Origin of the sequence: Edaphovirga cremea (genome assembly GCF_003332275.1) — a bacterium.
GTDB lineage: Bacteria > Pseudomonadota > Gammaproteobacteria > Enterobacterales > Enterobacteriaceae > Edaphovirga > Edaphovirga cremea.
In genome coordinates this window covers 128,456-143,360 of record NZ_QOVA01000003.1, presented here as the reverse complement: position 1 = coordinate 143,360, position 14,905 = coordinate 128,456, and the positions used below count along the sequence as shown (strand labels likewise).

The 14,905-nt window shown below is 52.6% G+C and carries 17 protein-coding genes; 11 read left to right on the top strand and 6 right to left on the bottom strand.

All coding sequences use genetic code 11. From position 1 onward, the window contains the following. Positions 1-3: 3 nt before the first annotated feature. Positions 4-786 (bottom strand): lipid asymmetry maintenance ABC transporter permease subunit MlaE, encoded by a 783-nt coding sequence (gene mlaE / locus DRI82_RS05790; protein WP_114192553.1) that lies wholly within the window; start codon positions 784-786, stop codon positions 4-6. Positions 787-802: 16 nt separating this feature from the next. Beyond that, complete coding sequence (gene mlaF / locus DRI82_RS05785; protein WP_114192552.1) at positions 803-1,606, bottom strand: phospholipid ABC transporter ATP-binding protein MlaF; 804 nt, start codon at positions 1,604-1,606, stop codon at positions 803-805. A gap of 240 nt (positions 1,607-1,846) precedes the next feature. Here mlaF and DRI82_RS05780 point away from each other — a divergent pair, with 240 nt between their 5' ends. The 11 genes from DRI82_RS05780 (at position 1,847) to npr (ending at position 9,848) form a co-directional block, all read left to right on the top strand. Further along, positions 1,847-2,824: a calcium/sodium antiporter gene (locus DRI82_RS05780; protein WP_114192551.1), complete on the top strand. Its 978-nt coding sequence runs from the start codon at positions 1,847-1,849 to the stop codon at positions 2,822-2,824. A 19-nt stretch (positions 2,825-2,843) separates the two neighbouring features. Further along, positions 2,844-3,830, top strand: a complete 987-nt coding sequence (gene kdsD, locus DRI82_RS05775) for an arabinose-5-phosphate isomerase KdsD (RefSeq protein ID WP_114192550.1) — start codon at positions 2,844-2,846, stop codon at positions 3,828-3,830. A gap of 15 nt (positions 3,831-3,845) precedes the next feature. Further along, positions 3,846-4,412 (top strand): 3-deoxy-manno-octulosonate-8-phosphatase KdsC, encoded by a 567-nt coding sequence (kdsC, locus tag DRI82_RS05770; RefSeq protein WP_114192549.1) that lies wholly within the window; start codon positions 3,846-3,848, stop codon positions 4,410-4,412. Next, positions 4,409-4,987 (top strand): LPS export ABC transporter periplasmic protein LptC, encoded by a 579-nt coding sequence (gene lptC, locus DRI82_RS05765; protein ID WP_114192548.1) that lies wholly within the window; start codon positions 4,409-4,411, stop codon positions 4,985-4,987. Before kdsC ends, lptC begins: the two co-directional genes overlap by 4 nt. Continuing rightward, positions 4,956-5,507 (top strand): lipopolysaccharide ABC transporter substrate-binding protein LptA, encoded by a 552-nt coding sequence (lptA, locus tag DRI82_RS05760; RefSeq protein ID WP_114192547.1) that lies wholly within the window; start codon positions 4,956-4,958, stop codon positions 5,505-5,507. The genes lptC and lptA overlap by 32 nt, the downstream gene beginning before the upstream one ends. 6 nt (positions 5,508-5,513) lie before the next feature. Further along, on the top strand, positions 5,514-6,239 hold the full coding sequence (gene lptB, locus DRI82_RS05755; RefSeq protein ID WP_114192546.1) for an LPS export ABC transporter ATP-binding protein: 726 nt from the start codon (positions 5,514-5,516) through the stop codon (positions 6,237-6,239). Positions 6,240-6,287: 48 nt separating this feature from the next. Then, positions 6,288-7,721, top strand: coding sequence for an RNA polymerase factor sigma-54 (gene rpoN, locus DRI82_RS05750; RefSeq protein WP_114192545.1), 1,434 nt, complete (start codon positions 6,288-6,290; stop codon positions 7,719-7,721). A 23-nt stretch (positions 7,722-7,744) separates the two neighbouring features. Beyond that, entirely contained in the window at positions 7,745-8,032 is a 288-nt protein-coding gene (hpf, locus tag DRI82_RS05745; protein WP_114192544.1) for a ribosome hibernation promoting factor, read from the top strand. Between the two features lie 98 nt (positions 8,033-8,130). Beyond that, a complete protein-coding gene (gene ptsN, locus DRI82_RS05740) occupies positions 8,131-8,607 on the top strand; it encodes a PTS IIA-like nitrogen regulatory protein PtsN (protein WP_211317631.1) in 477 nt (158 codons plus the stop codon). Between the two features lie 117 nt (positions 8,608-8,724). Next, entirely contained in the window at positions 8,725-9,576 is an 852-nt protein-coding gene (rapZ, locus tag DRI82_RS05735) for an RNase adapter RapZ (RefSeq protein WP_114192543.1), read from the top strand. Continuing rightward, a complete protein-coding gene (npr, locus tag DRI82_RS05730; RefSeq protein ID WP_114192542.1) occupies positions 9,576-9,848 on the top strand; it encodes a PTS phosphocarrier protein NPr in 273 nt (90 codons plus the stop codon). The genes rapZ and npr overlap by 1 nt, the downstream gene beginning before the upstream one ends. A gap of 47 nt (positions 9,849-9,895) precedes the next feature. Here npr and DRI82_RS05725 read toward each other — a convergent pair whose 3' ends face one another. The 4 genes from DRI82_RS05725 to DRI82_RS05710 form a co-directional block, all read right to left on the bottom strand. Further along, entirely contained in the window at positions 9,896-11,812 is a 1,917-nt protein-coding gene (locus tag DRI82_RS05725) for a BglG family transcription antiterminator (RefSeq protein ID WP_170138676.1), read from the bottom strand. An 81-nt stretch (positions 11,813-11,893) separates the two neighbouring features. After that, on the bottom strand, positions 11,894-12,634 hold the full coding sequence (gene dagF / locus DRI82_RS05720; protein ID WP_114192541.1) for a 2-dehydro-3-deoxy-phosphogluconate aldolase: 741 nt from the start codon (positions 12,632-12,634) through the stop codon (positions 11,894-11,896). Continuing rightward, positions 12,631-13,752 (bottom strand): DgaE family pyridoxal phosphate-dependent ammonia lyase, encoded by a 1,122-nt coding sequence (locus DRI82_RS05715; protein ID WP_114192540.1) that lies wholly within the window; start codon positions 13,750-13,752, stop codon positions 12,631-12,633. Before DRI82_RS05715 ends, dagF begins: the two co-directional genes overlap by 4 nt. Continuing rightward, a complete protein-coding gene (locus DRI82_RS05710) occupies positions 13,736-14,875 on the bottom strand; it encodes an amidohydrolase/deacetylase family metallohydrolase (protein WP_114192539.1) in 1,140 nt (379 codons plus the stop codon). The genes DRI82_RS05715 and DRI82_RS05710 overlap by 17 nt, the downstream gene beginning before the upstream one ends. Between the last annotated feature and the right edge of the window lie 30 nt (positions 14,876-14,905).

Sequence of the window (14,905 nt, the reverse complement as noted above, 5' to 3'; positions counted from 1 at the left end):
GTATCAATTCCCAAACATCAGTGCTGTCAGCACAAAATCCAATCCAAGCACCGCCAGTGACGAGTGCACGACGGTTCGGGTCGTAGCCCGGCTAATCCCCTCTGACGTCGGGATAGCATCATAACCATTAAACAGTGCGATCCAGGTTACGGTAATCGCGAAGACCACACTTTTAATCAGGCAGTTAAGCAAATCGTGGTGCCACTCTACCGCGTCTTGCATCGCCGACCAGAAAAATCCGGTATCGATCCCTTTCCAGTTAACGCCAACCAGCGATCCGCCCCAGATCCCCACCGCCACAAAAATACAGGTCAGCAACGGCATACTGATTAAACCAGCCCAGAAACGAGGGGCAACAACGCGACGCAACGGATCGATCGCCATCATCTCCAGGCTCGAGATCTGCTCTGTCGCTTTCATTAGCCCGATTTCTGCGGTCAATGCCGATCCGGCCCGGCCTGCAAACAGCAGCGCGGTCACGACCGGCCCCAGCTCACGCAGCAGCGACAGTGCAACCATCATCCCGAGGCTGGATTCCGCGCCATAGGTAGTCAGTACGATGTAACCCTGCAGCCCCAGCACCATGCCAATGAACAGGCCAGATACCATAATAATCAGCAGCGATAACACCCCGACGCTATACAGCTGTTTCATCAACAACGGCCAGTGTTTGCGAGGTTGCGGAATCCCCACCAGGGCTCTGAATAACATCAGTCCCGCGCGGCCAAATGAGGAGCAAACATTGATGCCACGGCGTCCGAACGCCGATAATGCCCTTATAAACATGAATTTACCTACTCCATTATCCTAGCAGCTCGGTCTTATAGTCCCCGGCAGGGAAACGGAAAGGCACCGGCCCATCGGCGATGCCGTCGAGAAATTGCCGAACGCGCGGATCGCCATTGGTCTGCAATTCTTCCGTGGTACCTTCTGCGATCACATGCTGTTCAGCCACGATATAGGCGTAGTCAGCAATGCTCAGCACTTCGGGTACGTCATGCGAGACCACAATACAGGTCACCCCAAGCGCATGATTGAGCTCATCAATCAGTTTGACCAACACCCCCATGGTGATCGGATCCTGACCTACAAACGGCTCATCAAACATAATCAATTCTGGATCAAGGGCAATGGCTCGCGCCAACGCCGCGCGCCGCGCCATCCCCCCAGACAGTTCCGCAGGCATCAGATACGCAGCACCTCGCAATCCCACGGCTTCCAACTTCATCATCACCGTTGTATGCAGGATTTCTGGCGGCAATTGGCTATGTTCCCGCAGCGGAAAAGCGACATTGTCGAATACATTCAGATCGGTGAACAGCGCACCGGACTGAAAAAGCATGCTCATTTTCTTGCGTGATTCATACAGGCGCCGACGTGACAAGGTGGGGATATTCTCACCATCAAACCAGATCTCCCCTTCATCGGGAGCCAGTTGCCCACCTATCAGGCGCAGCAGGGTGGTTTTGCCGATCCCTGACGGCCCCATAATGGCAGTCACTTTGCCACGCGGCACGGTCATGTTGATCCTTTCAAAGATCGGCCGATCGCCACGTGTAAAGCTCATGCCTTTGATCTCGACCAGATTTGATGCCTTCTGGTTCATTATTGCTGTCCCCTTGGGCGTACCTGTTGTAAAGATACCCGTGATGTTAAAGCAAAGACGCTAATTCGTCGTATTTTTACAAAAACTTACTGCCATTTCGTCGTTAAACTTGCCGCAGGTTTTACTTTTACAATTCTGGCGGTCAAAATTAACCAATCAACATGAAACGCAAAGACAACAGTCTACCATTTATATCCACTTACCAACGAACCCGGGATTATACCGAATAAAGGACTCTGCATGCTGCTCCCAACTGCACTATTAATCGTTGGTCTTATCTTACTGGTCTACGCCGCCGATCGCTTAGTGTATGGTGCGGCGGTCATGGCCAATTCGCTGGGCATTCCCCCGCTGGTGATTGGCATGACGGTAGTCGGCATCGGGATTTCACTGCCCGAACTGGTGGTATCGACCACTGCCGCCATGAACGGGCAAATGGATATGGCCATCGGCAACGTGCTGGGGTCGAATATTACCAACATTTTGTTGATTTTGGGCGGTGCCGCGTTACTCCATCCGCTGACGGTGCGTTCGGACATTTTACGCCGCGAATTGCCACTCATGCTGCTGATTACCGTGATATGTGGTTTCCTGCTGGCCGACAATCAACTCAGTCGGCTTGATGGCGTTATCCTGTTGGCAAGCGGCGTGGTTTTCATGCTGACCATGCTGAAGATCGCACGTCTGGCGCAGCGCGAAGGCAACGACACGTTGACGTCGGAGCAGATGGCGGAACTGCCAAAAGACAGTAGCAATACCGTCGCCTTTCTCTGGCTGGCGCTGGCCCTTATCATCATGCCCCTCTCCTCAAACATGATTGTGGATAACGCCACGGTGATCGCCCGCTACTTTAACATCAGTGAGTTAGTGATCGGATTGACGGTCATTGCGATTGGTACCAGTCTGCCCGAATTGGCGACATTCATCGCTGGCGCACATAAAGGCGAGGATGATATCGCTCTTGGCAATATTATAGGCGCCAATATTTTCAATCTATGTCTCGTTCTGGGTGTTCCAGCGCTGCTGGCTCCGGGTTCGTTCAGTCCGGCTGCGTTCCAGCGCGACTATTGGGTCATGCTTGCCGTCAGTGTTGTCCTGACCGGCCTGTGCCTGATGCGTAAACACCGGATCGGCCATCTGGCCGGCGCTCTGTTATTATGTGGTTTTATCGCTTATCTTGCGCTGCTGTTTGTATTTCCCGGCAGTATGACGCTGTAAAAACAGTCAGGAATTGATCATGGCGAACTTTGAGTTACCACCGGGTTTTGACTTCTGTCAGGTTGGAAAAGATGTTCTGAAAATTGAACGTGAAGGTCTTGCCCAATTGGATCAGTATATCAACGAAAATTTCACCCACGCCTGCGAAAAGATATTCTATTGCAGTGGCAAAATTGTGGTGATGGGTATGGGCAAGTCCGGCCATATCGGGCGGAAAATGGCCGCTACCTTTGCCAGCACCGGTTCCCCGGCATTTTTTGTCCATCCCGGAGAGGCCAGCCATGGCGATCTGGGCATGGTTGCCGCACAGGATATTGTCATCGCGATTTCCAACTCCGGTGAGTCGCATGAAATATTGGCCTTGATACCGGTACTGAAACGCCTGCAGGTGCCGCTGATCTGTATGACCAGCAACCCAGAGAGCGCCATGGGTAGAGCGGCCGATGTGCATTTATGTATTCATGTCCCGTACGAAGCCTGCCCGTTGGGCCTGGCACCGACGACCAGCACCACCGCTACGCTGGTGATGGGTGACGCACTGGCTGTCGCCTTGCTGAAGGCACGCGGTTTCACTGCCGAAGATTTTGCGCTTTCACATCCAGGTGGCGCGCTGGGCCGTAAATTACTGCTCCGGGTCAGCGACATCATGCACACCGGTGACGAAATTCCACACGTCAGCCGCGACGCATCGCTGCGAGATGCCCTGTTGGAAATCACTCGGAAGAATCTGGGTCTGACAGTAATCTGTAACGATCTGATGAAGATTGAAGGTATCTTCACCGATGGCGATTTGCGGCGCATTTTCGACATGGGCATCGACTTCAACAACGCCCGCATTGAAGACGTCATGACGTCTGGCGGTATTCGGGTCAGACCCAACATCCTGGCGGTCGATGCACTGAACCTGATGCAGTCACGCCATATCACTGCCGTACTGGTTGCCGATGGCGACCAATTGTTGGGTGTGGTACATATGCATGACATGCTGCGCGCAGGCGTAGTTTAATCAAGGACATTGTTAATGAGTGAAGTATCCTCAAAGGTGGAGACCTGCTACGGTCCGGTCAGTGCCGAGGTCATGACGCGCGCCCGGCAGATCCGCCTGATGATTTGTGATGTTGATGGCGTGATGTCTGACGGCCTGATTTACATGGGTAATCAGGGAGAAGAGCTGAAGGCGTTCAACGTCAGGGATGGTTATGGCATCCGCTGCCTGCTGACGTCAGGGATCGAGGTCGCCATTATTACCGGTCGATCTGCGAAATTACTGGAAGATCGGGCTAAAACGCTGGGTATTCAGCATCTTTACCAGGGCCAGTCAGATAAGCTTTTGGCCTTCGGTGAACTGTTGGATACACTGTCTCTCCAGGCCAGTGAAGTGGCTTACATTGGTGATGACCTGATCGACTGGCCGGTGATGGCGAAAGTGGGTTTGTCTGTCGCCGTGGCGGATGCGCACCCATTGTTGTTGCCGCGTGCACATTACACCACCTGCATTGGTGGAGGGCGCGGCGCCGTAAGAGAAGTCTGTGATCTGATTTTGCTGGCGCAGGATAAGCTGGATGAAGCCAAAGGGCTGTCAATATGAGTAAAACCAAGCTTTGGATGACTCTCCTTCTGGCACTTGCCGCACTGGCATTGATCGGGTGGAATCTGGCGGATTTGGATGGCGAAAGCAATACCGTGCCGCTCAATACCCAGGATCCTACCTATCAGAGCCAACATACGGTGACGGTAGTGTACAACCCGACGGGAAAACTGAATTACAAGCTGGTGGCTGAAGACGTCAAATATTTTACAACTGAACAATTATCCTGGTTCACCCAACCGGTGATGACCCTGTTTGATGAAAACGCTGTCGCCACCTGGTCAGTGCGCGCCGACCGCGCCAAGCTGACCAACGATCGAATGCTGTACCTATACGGACATGTCGAAGTGAACAGTCTGACCCAGACGTCACAACTGGAAAAAATCAAAACTGACAATGCCATTGTGAACCTGATAACCCAGGATGTTTCTTCGGATGATGAAGTGACCTTGTTTGGTGCTGGCTTTATGTCAAATGGCATGAAAATGCGCGGAAACTTGCGGAACAAAACAGCTGAGCTGATTGAAAAGGTAAATACCTATTATGAAATCCAAAACCAAAAACCAACTCCGTAACCTCTTCATCGCCAGTTCGCTTTTGGCCGTCAGCGTGCCGGTTTTTGCGTTGAAGAACGACACCACCCAGCCGATTCACATCGATTCGGCACAGCAGGCGCTCGACATGGAGGGCAATACTGTCACTTTTACTGGCAATGTGGTCGCGAAACAGGGCAGTATCGAGATCAAGGCGGATAAAGTCGTGGTCATTCGCCCGCAAGGTGAACAGGGTAAAGAGGTTATTGAAGCCTACGGTAATCCGGTCACCTTCTACCAATTGCAGGACAACGGTAAGCCAGTGAAAGGTCGGGCACAGAAAATGCGTTACGAACTGGCCACTGATTTTGTCACCCTGACTGGCGACGCTTACCTTGAACAACTGGACAGCAATGTGAAAGGCGATCGCATCACTTATCTGGTACAAAAACAGCAGATGGAAGCCTTCAGTGACAAAGGCAAACGCGTTACCACGGTGCTGATCCCGTCACAGCTTCAGGACAAAGGGCAGCAGCCAAACGGTCAGAAGAAGAGTAACTGATAATTTATGGCAACATTAATCGCAGAAAACCTGGCCAAGGCTTACAAGAGCCGCAAAGTGGTCGAAGACGTCAGCCTCAAGGTCAGCTCTGGCGAAATCGTCGGATTGCTCGGCCCCAACGGGGCAGGTAAAACCACCACCTTTTATATGGTTGTGGGAATTGTTCAGCGCGATGCGGGTCGGATCATCATCGATGATGAAGATATCAGCCTGCTGCCGCTGCACGCCCGTGCACGCCGCGGAATCGGTTATTTGCCACAGGAGGCATCCATTTTCCGCCGCCTGAGCGTTTATAACAACCTGATGGCCGTGCTGGAAATCCGGGATGATCTCAACAACGAACAGCGTAAGGATCGTGCCGAAGAGTTAATGGCGGAGTTCCATATTTCGCATCTGCGCGACAACCTCGGCCAGTCACTTTCCGGTGGTGAACGCCGCCGCGTGGAGATTGCCCGCGCGCTGGCTGCCAACCCGAAATTTATCCTGCTGGATGAGCCTTTCGCCGGTGTTGACCCCATTTCCGTTATTGATATCAAAAAAATCATTGAACATTTACGCGACAGCGGCCTTGGCGTGTTGATCACCGATCATAACGTCCGTGAAACGCTGGATGTCTGCGAACGTGCTTATATCGTCAGTCAGGGGCAGTTGATTGCCCACGGCTCACCTAACGAGATTCTGGCCGACGAACAGGTTAAACGCGTTTATTTGGGCGAGGAATTCCGCCTTTAGCAGAAGCTTGTTGTGTTTGTTACCAGTAAGGGAAGTTGAACCACCATTATGAAGCAAGGTTTGCAACTCAGGCTCAGCCAACAATTGGCCATGACCCCACAACTGCAGCAGGCTATACGCCTGTTACAGTTGTCCACGCTCGAACTCCAGCAGGAGATACAGCTGGCGTTGGAGAGCAATCCCCTGCTTGAACAAACTGACTTGCACGAAGAGATTGATTCTGTAGAGAAAACTGACAGCGAAGCACTCGACACGCGTGAGGCGCTGGAACAGAAGGACATGCCAGAAGAGCTGCCGCTGGACGCCACCTGGGACGAGATTTACACTGCGGGCACCCCCTCTGGCACCGGTACTGATTACAGCGATGATGAACTGCCGGTTTACCAGGGCGAAACGACCCAGACGCTGCAGGATTACTTGATGTGGCAGGTGGATCTGACGCCGTTTTCCGACACCGATGTGGCGATTGCAACCTCGATTGTTGACGCGGTAGACACGACCGGTTACCTGACCGTTCCGCTGGAAGATATTCTCGAAAGCATGGGCGATGAAAGCATCACCCTGGATGAAGTCGAAGCGGTACTGAAACGCGTACAACGTTTTGATCCCATTGGCGTTGCTGCCCGCGACCTGCGCGACTGCCTACTGATTCAGCTCTCGCAATATGTGAAAGAGACGCCATTTCTGGTAGAAGCAAAACTGATCGTCAGTGAACACCTTGAACTGCTGGCGAATCACGATTTTCGCGCGTTAATGCGCGCGACACGGTTAAAAGAAGATACACTGAAAGGAGCGATGCAGCTTATTCAGTCGCTCGATCCGCGCCCTGGCCAGTCAATTAATACTGGCGAGTCTGAATACGTCATTCCTGATGTGCTCGTTCGTAAAGTCCAGGATGTCTGGACCGTCGAACTGAATGCAGACAGCATTCCGCGCCTCAAAATCAATCAGCAATACGCCGCGATGGGTAACTCAACGCGCAGCGATAGCGATGGCCAGTTTATCCGCAGTAATCTACAGGAAGCCAAGTGGCTGATTAAGAGTCTTGAGAGCCGTAATGAAACACTGTTGAAAGTGACCCGCTGCATTGTGGAACAGCAGCAGGCCTTTTTTGACAGTGGTGATGAATACATGCGCCCGATGGTTCTGGCAGATATTGCTCAGGCTGTAGAGATGCATGAATCAACGATTTCACGTGTGACGACGCAGAAATTCCTGCATAGCCCGCGCGGAATTTTTGAATTGAAGTATTTTTTCTCCAGTCACGTCAGTACGGAAAGCGGCGGCGAAGCATCATCGACCGCCATCCGCGCACTGGTGAAGAAATTGATTGCAGCGGAGAATCCTGTCAAACCGCTGAGCGACAGTAAGTTGGCCGCCTTACTCTCAGATCAAGGCATTATGGTGGCACGGCGTACTGTTGCAAAATACCGAGAGTCTTTGTCCATCCCGCCGTCCAACCAGCGCAAACAACTGGTTTGACCCATACAGAGAAGGAAGACATTATGCAGCTCAACATTACCGGACATCACATTGAAATCACGGATCCCATGCGTGATTTTGTCACCACCAAGTTTGCCAAACTTGAGCAATACTTTGACAGAATCAATCAGGTTTATGTGGTACTCAGTGTTGAAAAAGTGCAGAAAATTGCGGAAGCCACCCTGCACGTGAATGGAGGCGAGTTGCACGCCACCTCGGAACATGAAGACATGTATGCGGCTATCGATGGCCTGATTGACAAACTGTCCAGACAGCTTAATAAGCATAAAGATAAACTGAAACAACACTGACACTCACTGTAGCCAGTTGCGCTACATTGCCTGACCAGGATCGGCTCGCTGCCTCGGTAACGGGCCGATAAGCCATCAGGCGTGAACAGAGCGCTTAAGTGAAAGATGAGATGATTAACGATTCAGCAATGCAATTAACTACCGTGCTCACCGCCGAGTGCACCAAAAGCGGCGTACATTGTTCAAGCAAAAAACGGGCGCTGGAAATTGTCAGCGAACTGGCCGCCAAACAACTTAACCTGTCACCACAGGTGGTGTTTGATGCGGTATTGACCCGCGAACGCATGGGCAGTACGGGTATTGGCAACGGGATAGCCATCCCCCACGGCAAGCTGGAAGAGGACACCCTGCGCGCTGTTGGTGTCTTCATCCGCCTGGAGCAACCGATCGCCTTCGATGCCATAGACAATCAGCCGGTAGATCTGCTTTTTGCCTTGCTGGTTCCGGCCGATCAATGTAAAACCCATCTACATACCCTGTCGCTGGTTGCCAAGCGTCTGGCAGATAAAAGCGTCTGCCGCCGTCTGCGCGCCGCCCAGAGTGATGAAGAGTTATACCAGATTATCACTGAATAAAACCTGTCTGCGCGCCAGCCCGTAGCCGGGGCTGACGCCAGCTTTTCCGAAAAAGAATTCCGGCAGATGAGGCCGGGGTAATGAATTGCGAAACTGTAATGCCAGGGGGAGTTGCACATGGTGCTGATGATTGTCAGCGGCCGTTCCGGTTCAGGGAAGTCTGTCGCTTTGCGTGCGCTGGAAGACATGGGCTTTTATTGTGTAGATAACCTGCCCGTGGTGTTGTTACCACAGCTTGCCCACACCCTCGTTGAAAGAAATACCTCAGCGGCGGTGAGCATTGACGTGCGTAACATGCCGGAAACGCCAGAAATTTTCGAGCATGCGATGACACAACTGCCGGACAGTTTTTCCCCGCAGTTACTGTTTCTGGATGCCGATCGCAACACGCTGATTCGCCGTTACAGCGATACGCGACGCCTTCATCCGCTTTCCACCAAGAATTTGTCGCTGGAAAGTGCCATTGATGAAGAGAGTGTCTTACTGGAACCGCTGCGTTCCCGCGCCGATCTGATTATTGATACCTCAGAGATGTCCGTTCACGAACTGGCTGAAATGCTACGCACCCGCCTGTTGGGTAAACGTGAGCGCGAACTGACGATGGTATTCGAATCTTTCGGTTTCAAACATGGTCTGCCTATTGATGCTGACTATGTGTTTGACGTCCGCTTTCTGCCAAACCCGCACTGGGATCCCAAACTGCGCCCGATGACCGGTCTGGATAAACCCGTTGCCGCGTTCCTCGATCGCCATACGGAAGTGCATAATTTCATTTACCAGACGCGAAGCTACCTTGAACAGTGGCTGCCCATGCTTGAAACCAACAACCGCAGTTACCTGACTGTCGCCATCGGTTGCACTGGCGGTAAACACCGTTCGGTCTACGTTGCTGAGCAGTTGGCTGCGTATTTCCGTTCGCGTGGGAAGAATGTGCAATCCCGCCATCGCACGCTGGAAAAACGTAAATAATGACGGTAAAACAAACGGTTGAGATCAAGAACAGGTTAGGGATGCACGCCAGACCAGCGATGAAACTGTTCGAGTTGGTACAGAGCTTTGAATCTGAAGTGATGCTGCGTAACGATACCGGAACCGAAGCTGAAGCCAGCAGCGTGATTGCCTTGTTGATGCTGGATTCGCCGAAAGGCCAGCAAATTGAAATCGAAGCCACCGGCCCCGATGAAGAGCAGGCGCTGAAAGCGGTGATAGAGCTGATTAACTCAGGTTTTGACGAAGATTAGCTCGAGGTTTGACGAAGATTGACACTGGACACCTCCGACTGAGCCGGTTAAATCCGGCTCAGACAATCAATCGCAATGGCTTTGAAACTCTCAAAGTTTTCGCTACTCAGCAACCGGCTCATTGACCGTTCACGAACGAATGTCACAAACAGATCATAGATCGCCATCGCCTCTTCATAGTCCGTTTTACTGATCGCCAGCAGAAAAATGACGTAGGCAATTTCACCGTCGCCCCAGGAAATTCCCTGCGGAGAAAGGATAGTGATCACCACGGTTTTCTTGGCTAACAACCCCAGCGAGTGCGGCAGTGCGATGCCTTCTCCCAGCATGGTCGAGACGATTGCTTCGCGTTCGACAACCGACGGATAGAAATCACTGCCGACATAGCCCTCCTGCTCCAGTTGCTCACAAATACGTTTAAACAACTGCTCCTGACTCAGCGCCTCCTCAAGAATCATGAAATGCTGTTGGTCGAAGAATTTTTCCAGCATGTAAGGCCGGGTTCGATCCACCAATACCAGCTTGCCGAGCTGTTCCATCTGGTATTCGGTGGGAAACGGGGACATCACCACCACCGGCTTGTTTTTCTCTGTCAGACGGGCATTTGAAATGATGAAATCTTCGTCGATATGCGCCATCTGTTCGTAATCACGCAGCGAAATAACGCGGGTCATCACGATTTGCGGATACTTGCGGCCGATCTGCGCCTGAATCATCCGGATAGTGGAATTGCCCGTATCACAGACCAGCATCACTTGAGGATGCCGCTCGTAACCGATGTTGTAATGGCGCTCCAATCCCACACCAATATGCAGCACCAAAAAACCGATTTCATTTTCATTCAAGCTGTAAGGCGTGTATTTACCCCAGCTTGAGATTGCCGCGAGGGTGACATCATAGGCCATCGGATAGTGCTGCTTGATATTCGCCAGCAGCGGATTCGGGATATTAATCTGATATTTCACCCGCGTTATCATGGTCTTGATATGCGTCAGAAGATCGGCCCGCAACTGCGCGTCGCCCTGCAAATCATAGTTATAGTGCGCGTTGATGTAGGAGAGGATGTAATCCACCAGCGCTTCGTCATCATCCGCATTGATTTCCGTGGGCATGACATTTTGCATACGCCGGGCAGCGATGTTGACGCGCAAATAGGCTTCTTCGGCAGGAGAAATCTCTTTGGCGACCAAGCGCCGGATCTCCGCAGCCAGGCGTGATGAAGCCTGTTTGACCGCCTCATCCCCCTCTTCCACCATAAAGTCTGACAGGGGATAACCATCGGTGATCCGCTTAATCGCCACGGCGCAGTAAAAAATCAGATACTGCTCACCCTCATCGGTCAGACGGATCGCCGATTGCGACATCAGGATGTGCATGAAATCCACCAGTTGCGGCAGCGCCTGTACAGCAAATACCTCCGGCGTCAGCAAGGGGTGGCTGCTATTGGCAGTATGCAACTCAAACAACAAATCGGTCAGACAGGCGCGAATTGCCAACTCTGAGCCAAACAGTTTCATGCCGTAACGCGGTTTGGCCTCAATATTGAGCTGATAACGCGCCAGATGTTCTCTCACCTCAGCCATATCATTCTGCAGTGTGCCTCGGCTGACGAACCATTCATCGGCCAGATCCTCCAGCTTCAGTGAAAAGGCTGAGGTCAAAAAACGTTGTAACAGGTAATGGACGCGATCGGTGACCGTGCGCGGGGTTGAAAGCTTAAGGCGATCCGGTTGCTGCAAGGCAGAAAATAGCTCGGGGTTCTCAATGCATAACTGATATCCGCTGCCACGCGTGTGAACGAATTGCGCACCGTATTTTTCAAGAATATCGTTCAGGGCGGTGATGTCCGCCCGCACGGTGCGGGTGGAAACAGCAAAGCGCTTCGCCAACTCCTCTTGCGGTAAAATCTCAAGTTGCAGGGCGTCAAACAGATTCGCTAAGCGCTGATAGGGAAATCTCACCATGATACATCCGTGACCCTGTTAAGGGTGGTAAAGAGCGAAAAATGGCGTGGGCACCTCGCCCACGCGGTACACATGTAGCATTTAGGCTAGCAGGGATTTAACGCTCTCGAGCAGAGTATTAACGTCTTGCGGACGGGTATTTCCCGTGGTGCTGTCGATTATCGAACTGTAGATATGCGGGATCACTTTTTTAACCCCGGCCTGCAACGCGATCTCGACGATCGGCTCAAAATTCTCCAGATCAATACCACCGGTAGGTTCCAGCCAGAAATCATGCTCTGCGCAGGCGCGCGCCACATATTCATACTCATCGCGATTTTTCAAACCTCCCATCGGGAAGTATTTCACTGAACTGCCACCCATATCCTTCAGCATGGCGATGGCGGTTTCAATCGGCACAATGGCGTCCGGTAAACCGGCGCTCAGCGGACCCGTTGAGATTTTCACATAGCCGGGGTGACCGGTAGGCGACACCAAACCATTCACTATGGTCTGCCCCTGACCGAGCAGCGCGCGGCTGGTGCCCACGCCAGTAAACACCTGATTGACGTGCTGCGGCTGAACCCGCTGCGATATCAGGCTGACCATCTGCGACTGGCGCGGATCGCCCGCCCCAAGTCCAACCGACAGCGCATTCTCGATCAAGGCCGCATATTCCTGCATATCGGCCACGGCACTCTCAACATCGGCATAATTTTTGGACAGCACACCGACCAGCACATGCCCTTCAGCGGCTTCATAAATCGCTCGCGCATTATCTTTCGAGCCCGCCAACACGTTCAGGCAGACGCGGTCACGATAGTAATTCGGGGTCAGCTTCATGCGTTGCCCTCTCCAGTGAACAGATTTTTAATACACAGATAGATAGTCTCCAGTTGTGGCGCGGTTACGCTACGCACATCGACTTCAATCTTGCCTTCGTTTGCACGATAGCCGCGGAAATAGATAGCGATATCGCCAGTTTTCAACGACTCGACGATGTCGGTAGTACGACGTCCAACAATGCTCTCATCAAAACTGATTTCCGTACGGGCGATATCACGACCCGCGCTATCCCAGACTACCCGGGCGGAGATGCCATTTAGGGTATTCAGATTGTCGATGAATGGCGTCATCTTCTCAACCATCTGCTGACCAGTGGTTTTTTCCAGCGCCAGATAGCTCTCTATCGCCTGCGTCAGTCCCAAAATGCCCTCTTTGCCAACTTTCATGGCACGACCAATCCCGGCAGATTGCAACTTGACCCACTCCACGGCCTGTTTCCTGCCGACCACCAGCCCGCTGGTTGGTCCTTCAATCGCTTTCGCGCCGCTGTAGATCACCAGATCTGCGCCCATCTGGTAATAGCAGAAGAGATCTTCTTCCGCAGCCGCATCCACAATCAGCGGCAAATTATGTTTGCGCGCCACCACCGCAGCCTGCTCAACGGATAAAATACTTTTCTGCACCGAATGATGCGATTTGATATACAGGATCGCGGCAGTACGCGGCGTGATACAGGCTTCGAGCTGCGCCGCGGAACATTCGTTGGCATAACCAGCCTCAACCACTTTACCGCCGCCCAATGCCACCATCGTGCCCACCGGGGCACCAAAATTAACGTTGTGACCTTTGGGCAATACAATCTCATCAGGCACGGTCAGTTGGGTGGCATGCAGATTCACCAGAAGGTTGGCATCATCTTTCACGATAACGGCGGCAACCGACTGAGCGATCCCCGCAGATGCGCAGGAGACGATCACTGCATCTTCCGCATTCAGTAAACCGGCGATATACGCGCCCGTCTTATTGACCAGATCCTTGACTTCAAAGAAATGGTTAAGCCCATATTCCACGGCGTCCACCACATCCTGACGCGGTGTGGACACCCCAAGAATCGTCATTCTTCCTGACGCATTAATCACTTGTTTTAAATCATATTTTTCATAAATCGAAGACATGGGCACTTTTTCCTTCATCGGTCACGATCAGTTCACCTGCCACCATCGCGGCGAGCGGCACCAAATGGCGTTCGCCAGTCACGGATTTCCCTTCGGAATCCGCGAAAACCAGGGGTTCGGAACTGAGAGCAAAAAAAGTCAGGTCGGCATCAGCACCGACGTCCAAACGGCCTTTATTTTTCAGGCGCAGTGCCGTTGCCGCGTTTTCGGTCACGCAGGCAATGACCTGTTCCAGCGATAAACCAATGGTGAAAAATTTGGACATGACGGTCGCCAGGCTGTGCACCGGCCCTTTCATCCGGTTACTGCAATAGATGTCGGAACTGATGGTATGCGGATAGATGCCTTGCTTGATCGCCAGTTCTGCGATGTCAAAACTAAAGCTTGCAGAACCGTGCCCGACATCGAGCAATACACCGCGATCCAACGCCCGGCGAATCGACTGCCGTAGCGTTCCGGCGGCAGTCAGGATGCGGTTTGGCTTGCCGTTGTAGCAATGGGTGATCATATCGCCAGCGGTCAGTAGTTCCGCAATTTCATCCAGATCCGGCGGATTGTTGCCAATGTGCACCATCAACGGCAGATGATCGTTTTCCTGCTGGATCTCTTTGGCCAGCACCAGCGGCTTGATGCCATTGCTGCCTACCACGCTGCTGCTCATGCGCGCCTTGATACCGACAATAAAATCAGGATGCTGGGCAATCGCCTGTTTTGCAGCAGACTTATCAATCTGCGCCATATCCGCCAGTTCGTTCTGCGTCAGAATACCGGTTCGGGCAATATTCAGGAGCGCGAAAACATTGGTTTTCGCGCTACGCGTCAGGCGATAGAAATCCTCAACGCGATCGGCACCGATACTGCCCGCATCAATGACCGTCGTCACACCGCTGGCGACACCCACCAAATCCGGCTGGTCGTGATAAATAGGCGAGGCGGGGTAGCAGTGAACATGCGAGTCGATCCACCCTGCGCTCACCCAGTACTGACCGTGCAGATCGACGATCTTCTTCGCGCTGGCCTGCGGATCGAGTTGACCGATCGCAGCAAGTTTTCCGTCGCGAACGGCAATATCCACCAGTGCGCCCTGCACTTGCCTGGCCTGTCTGATTATTACGTCGTACATATTCATCAACTCCGTGGGATCGCCCGCCCT

Coding starts and splice junctions, on each gene's coding strand:
- hpf (WP_114192544.1), top strand. CDS start 7,745: ATGCAGCTCAACATTACCGGACATCACATTGAAATCACGGATCCCATG.
- dagF (WP_114192541.1), bottom strand. CDS start 12,634: ATGAAGCTGACCCCGAATTACTATCGTGACCGCGTCTGCCTGAACGTG.
- mlaE (WP_114192553.1), bottom strand. CDS start 786: ATGTTTATAAGGGCATTATCGGCGTTCGGACGCCGTGGCATCAATGTT.
- DRI82_RS05780 (WP_114192551.1), top strand. CDS start 1,847: ATGCTGCTCCCAACTGCACTATTAATCGTTGGTCTTATCTTACTGGTC.
- DRI82_RS05725 (WP_170138676.1), bottom strand. CDS start 11,812: ATGGTGAGATTTCCCTATCAGCGCTTAGCGAATCTGTTTGACGCCCTG.
- lptA (WP_114192547.1), top strand. CDS start 4,956: ATGAAATCCAAAACCAAAAACCAACTCCGTAACCTCTTCATCGCCAGT.
- mlaF (WP_114192552.1), bottom strand. CDS start 1,606: ATGAACCAGAAGGCATCAAATCTGGTCGAGATCAAAGGCATGAGCTTT.
- kdsC (WP_114192549.1), top strand. CDS start 3,846: ATGAGTGAAGTATCCTCAAAGGTGGAGACCTGCTACGGTCCGGTCAGT.
- rpoN (WP_114192545.1), top strand. CDS start 6,288: ATGAAGCAAGGTTTGCAACTCAGGCTCAGCCAACAATTGGCCATGACC.
- lptB (WP_114192546.1), top strand. CDS start 5,514: ATGGCAACATTAATCGCAGAAAACCTGGCCAAGGCTTACAAGAGCCGC.
- DRI82_RS05710 (WP_114192539.1), bottom strand. CDS start 14,875: ATGTACGACGTAATAATCAGACAGGCCAGGCAAGTGCAGGGCGCACTG.
- lptC (WP_114192548.1), top strand. CDS start 4,409: ATGAGTAAAACCAAGCTTTGGATGACTCTCCTTCTGGCACTTGCCGCA.
- DRI82_RS05715 (WP_114192540.1), bottom strand. CDS start 13,752: ATGTCTTCGATTTATGAAAAATATGATTTAAAACAAGTGATTAATGCG.
- npr (WP_114192542.1), top strand. CDS start 9,576: ATGACGGTAAAACAAACGGTTGAGATCAAGAACAGGTTAGGGATGCAC.
- kdsD (WP_114192550.1), top strand. CDS start 2,844: ATGGCGAACTTTGAGTTACCACCGGGTTTTGACTTCTGTCAGGTTGGA.
- rapZ (WP_114192543.1), top strand. CDS start 8,725: ATGGTGCTGATGATTGTCAGCGGCCGTTCCGGTTCAGGGAAGTCTGTC.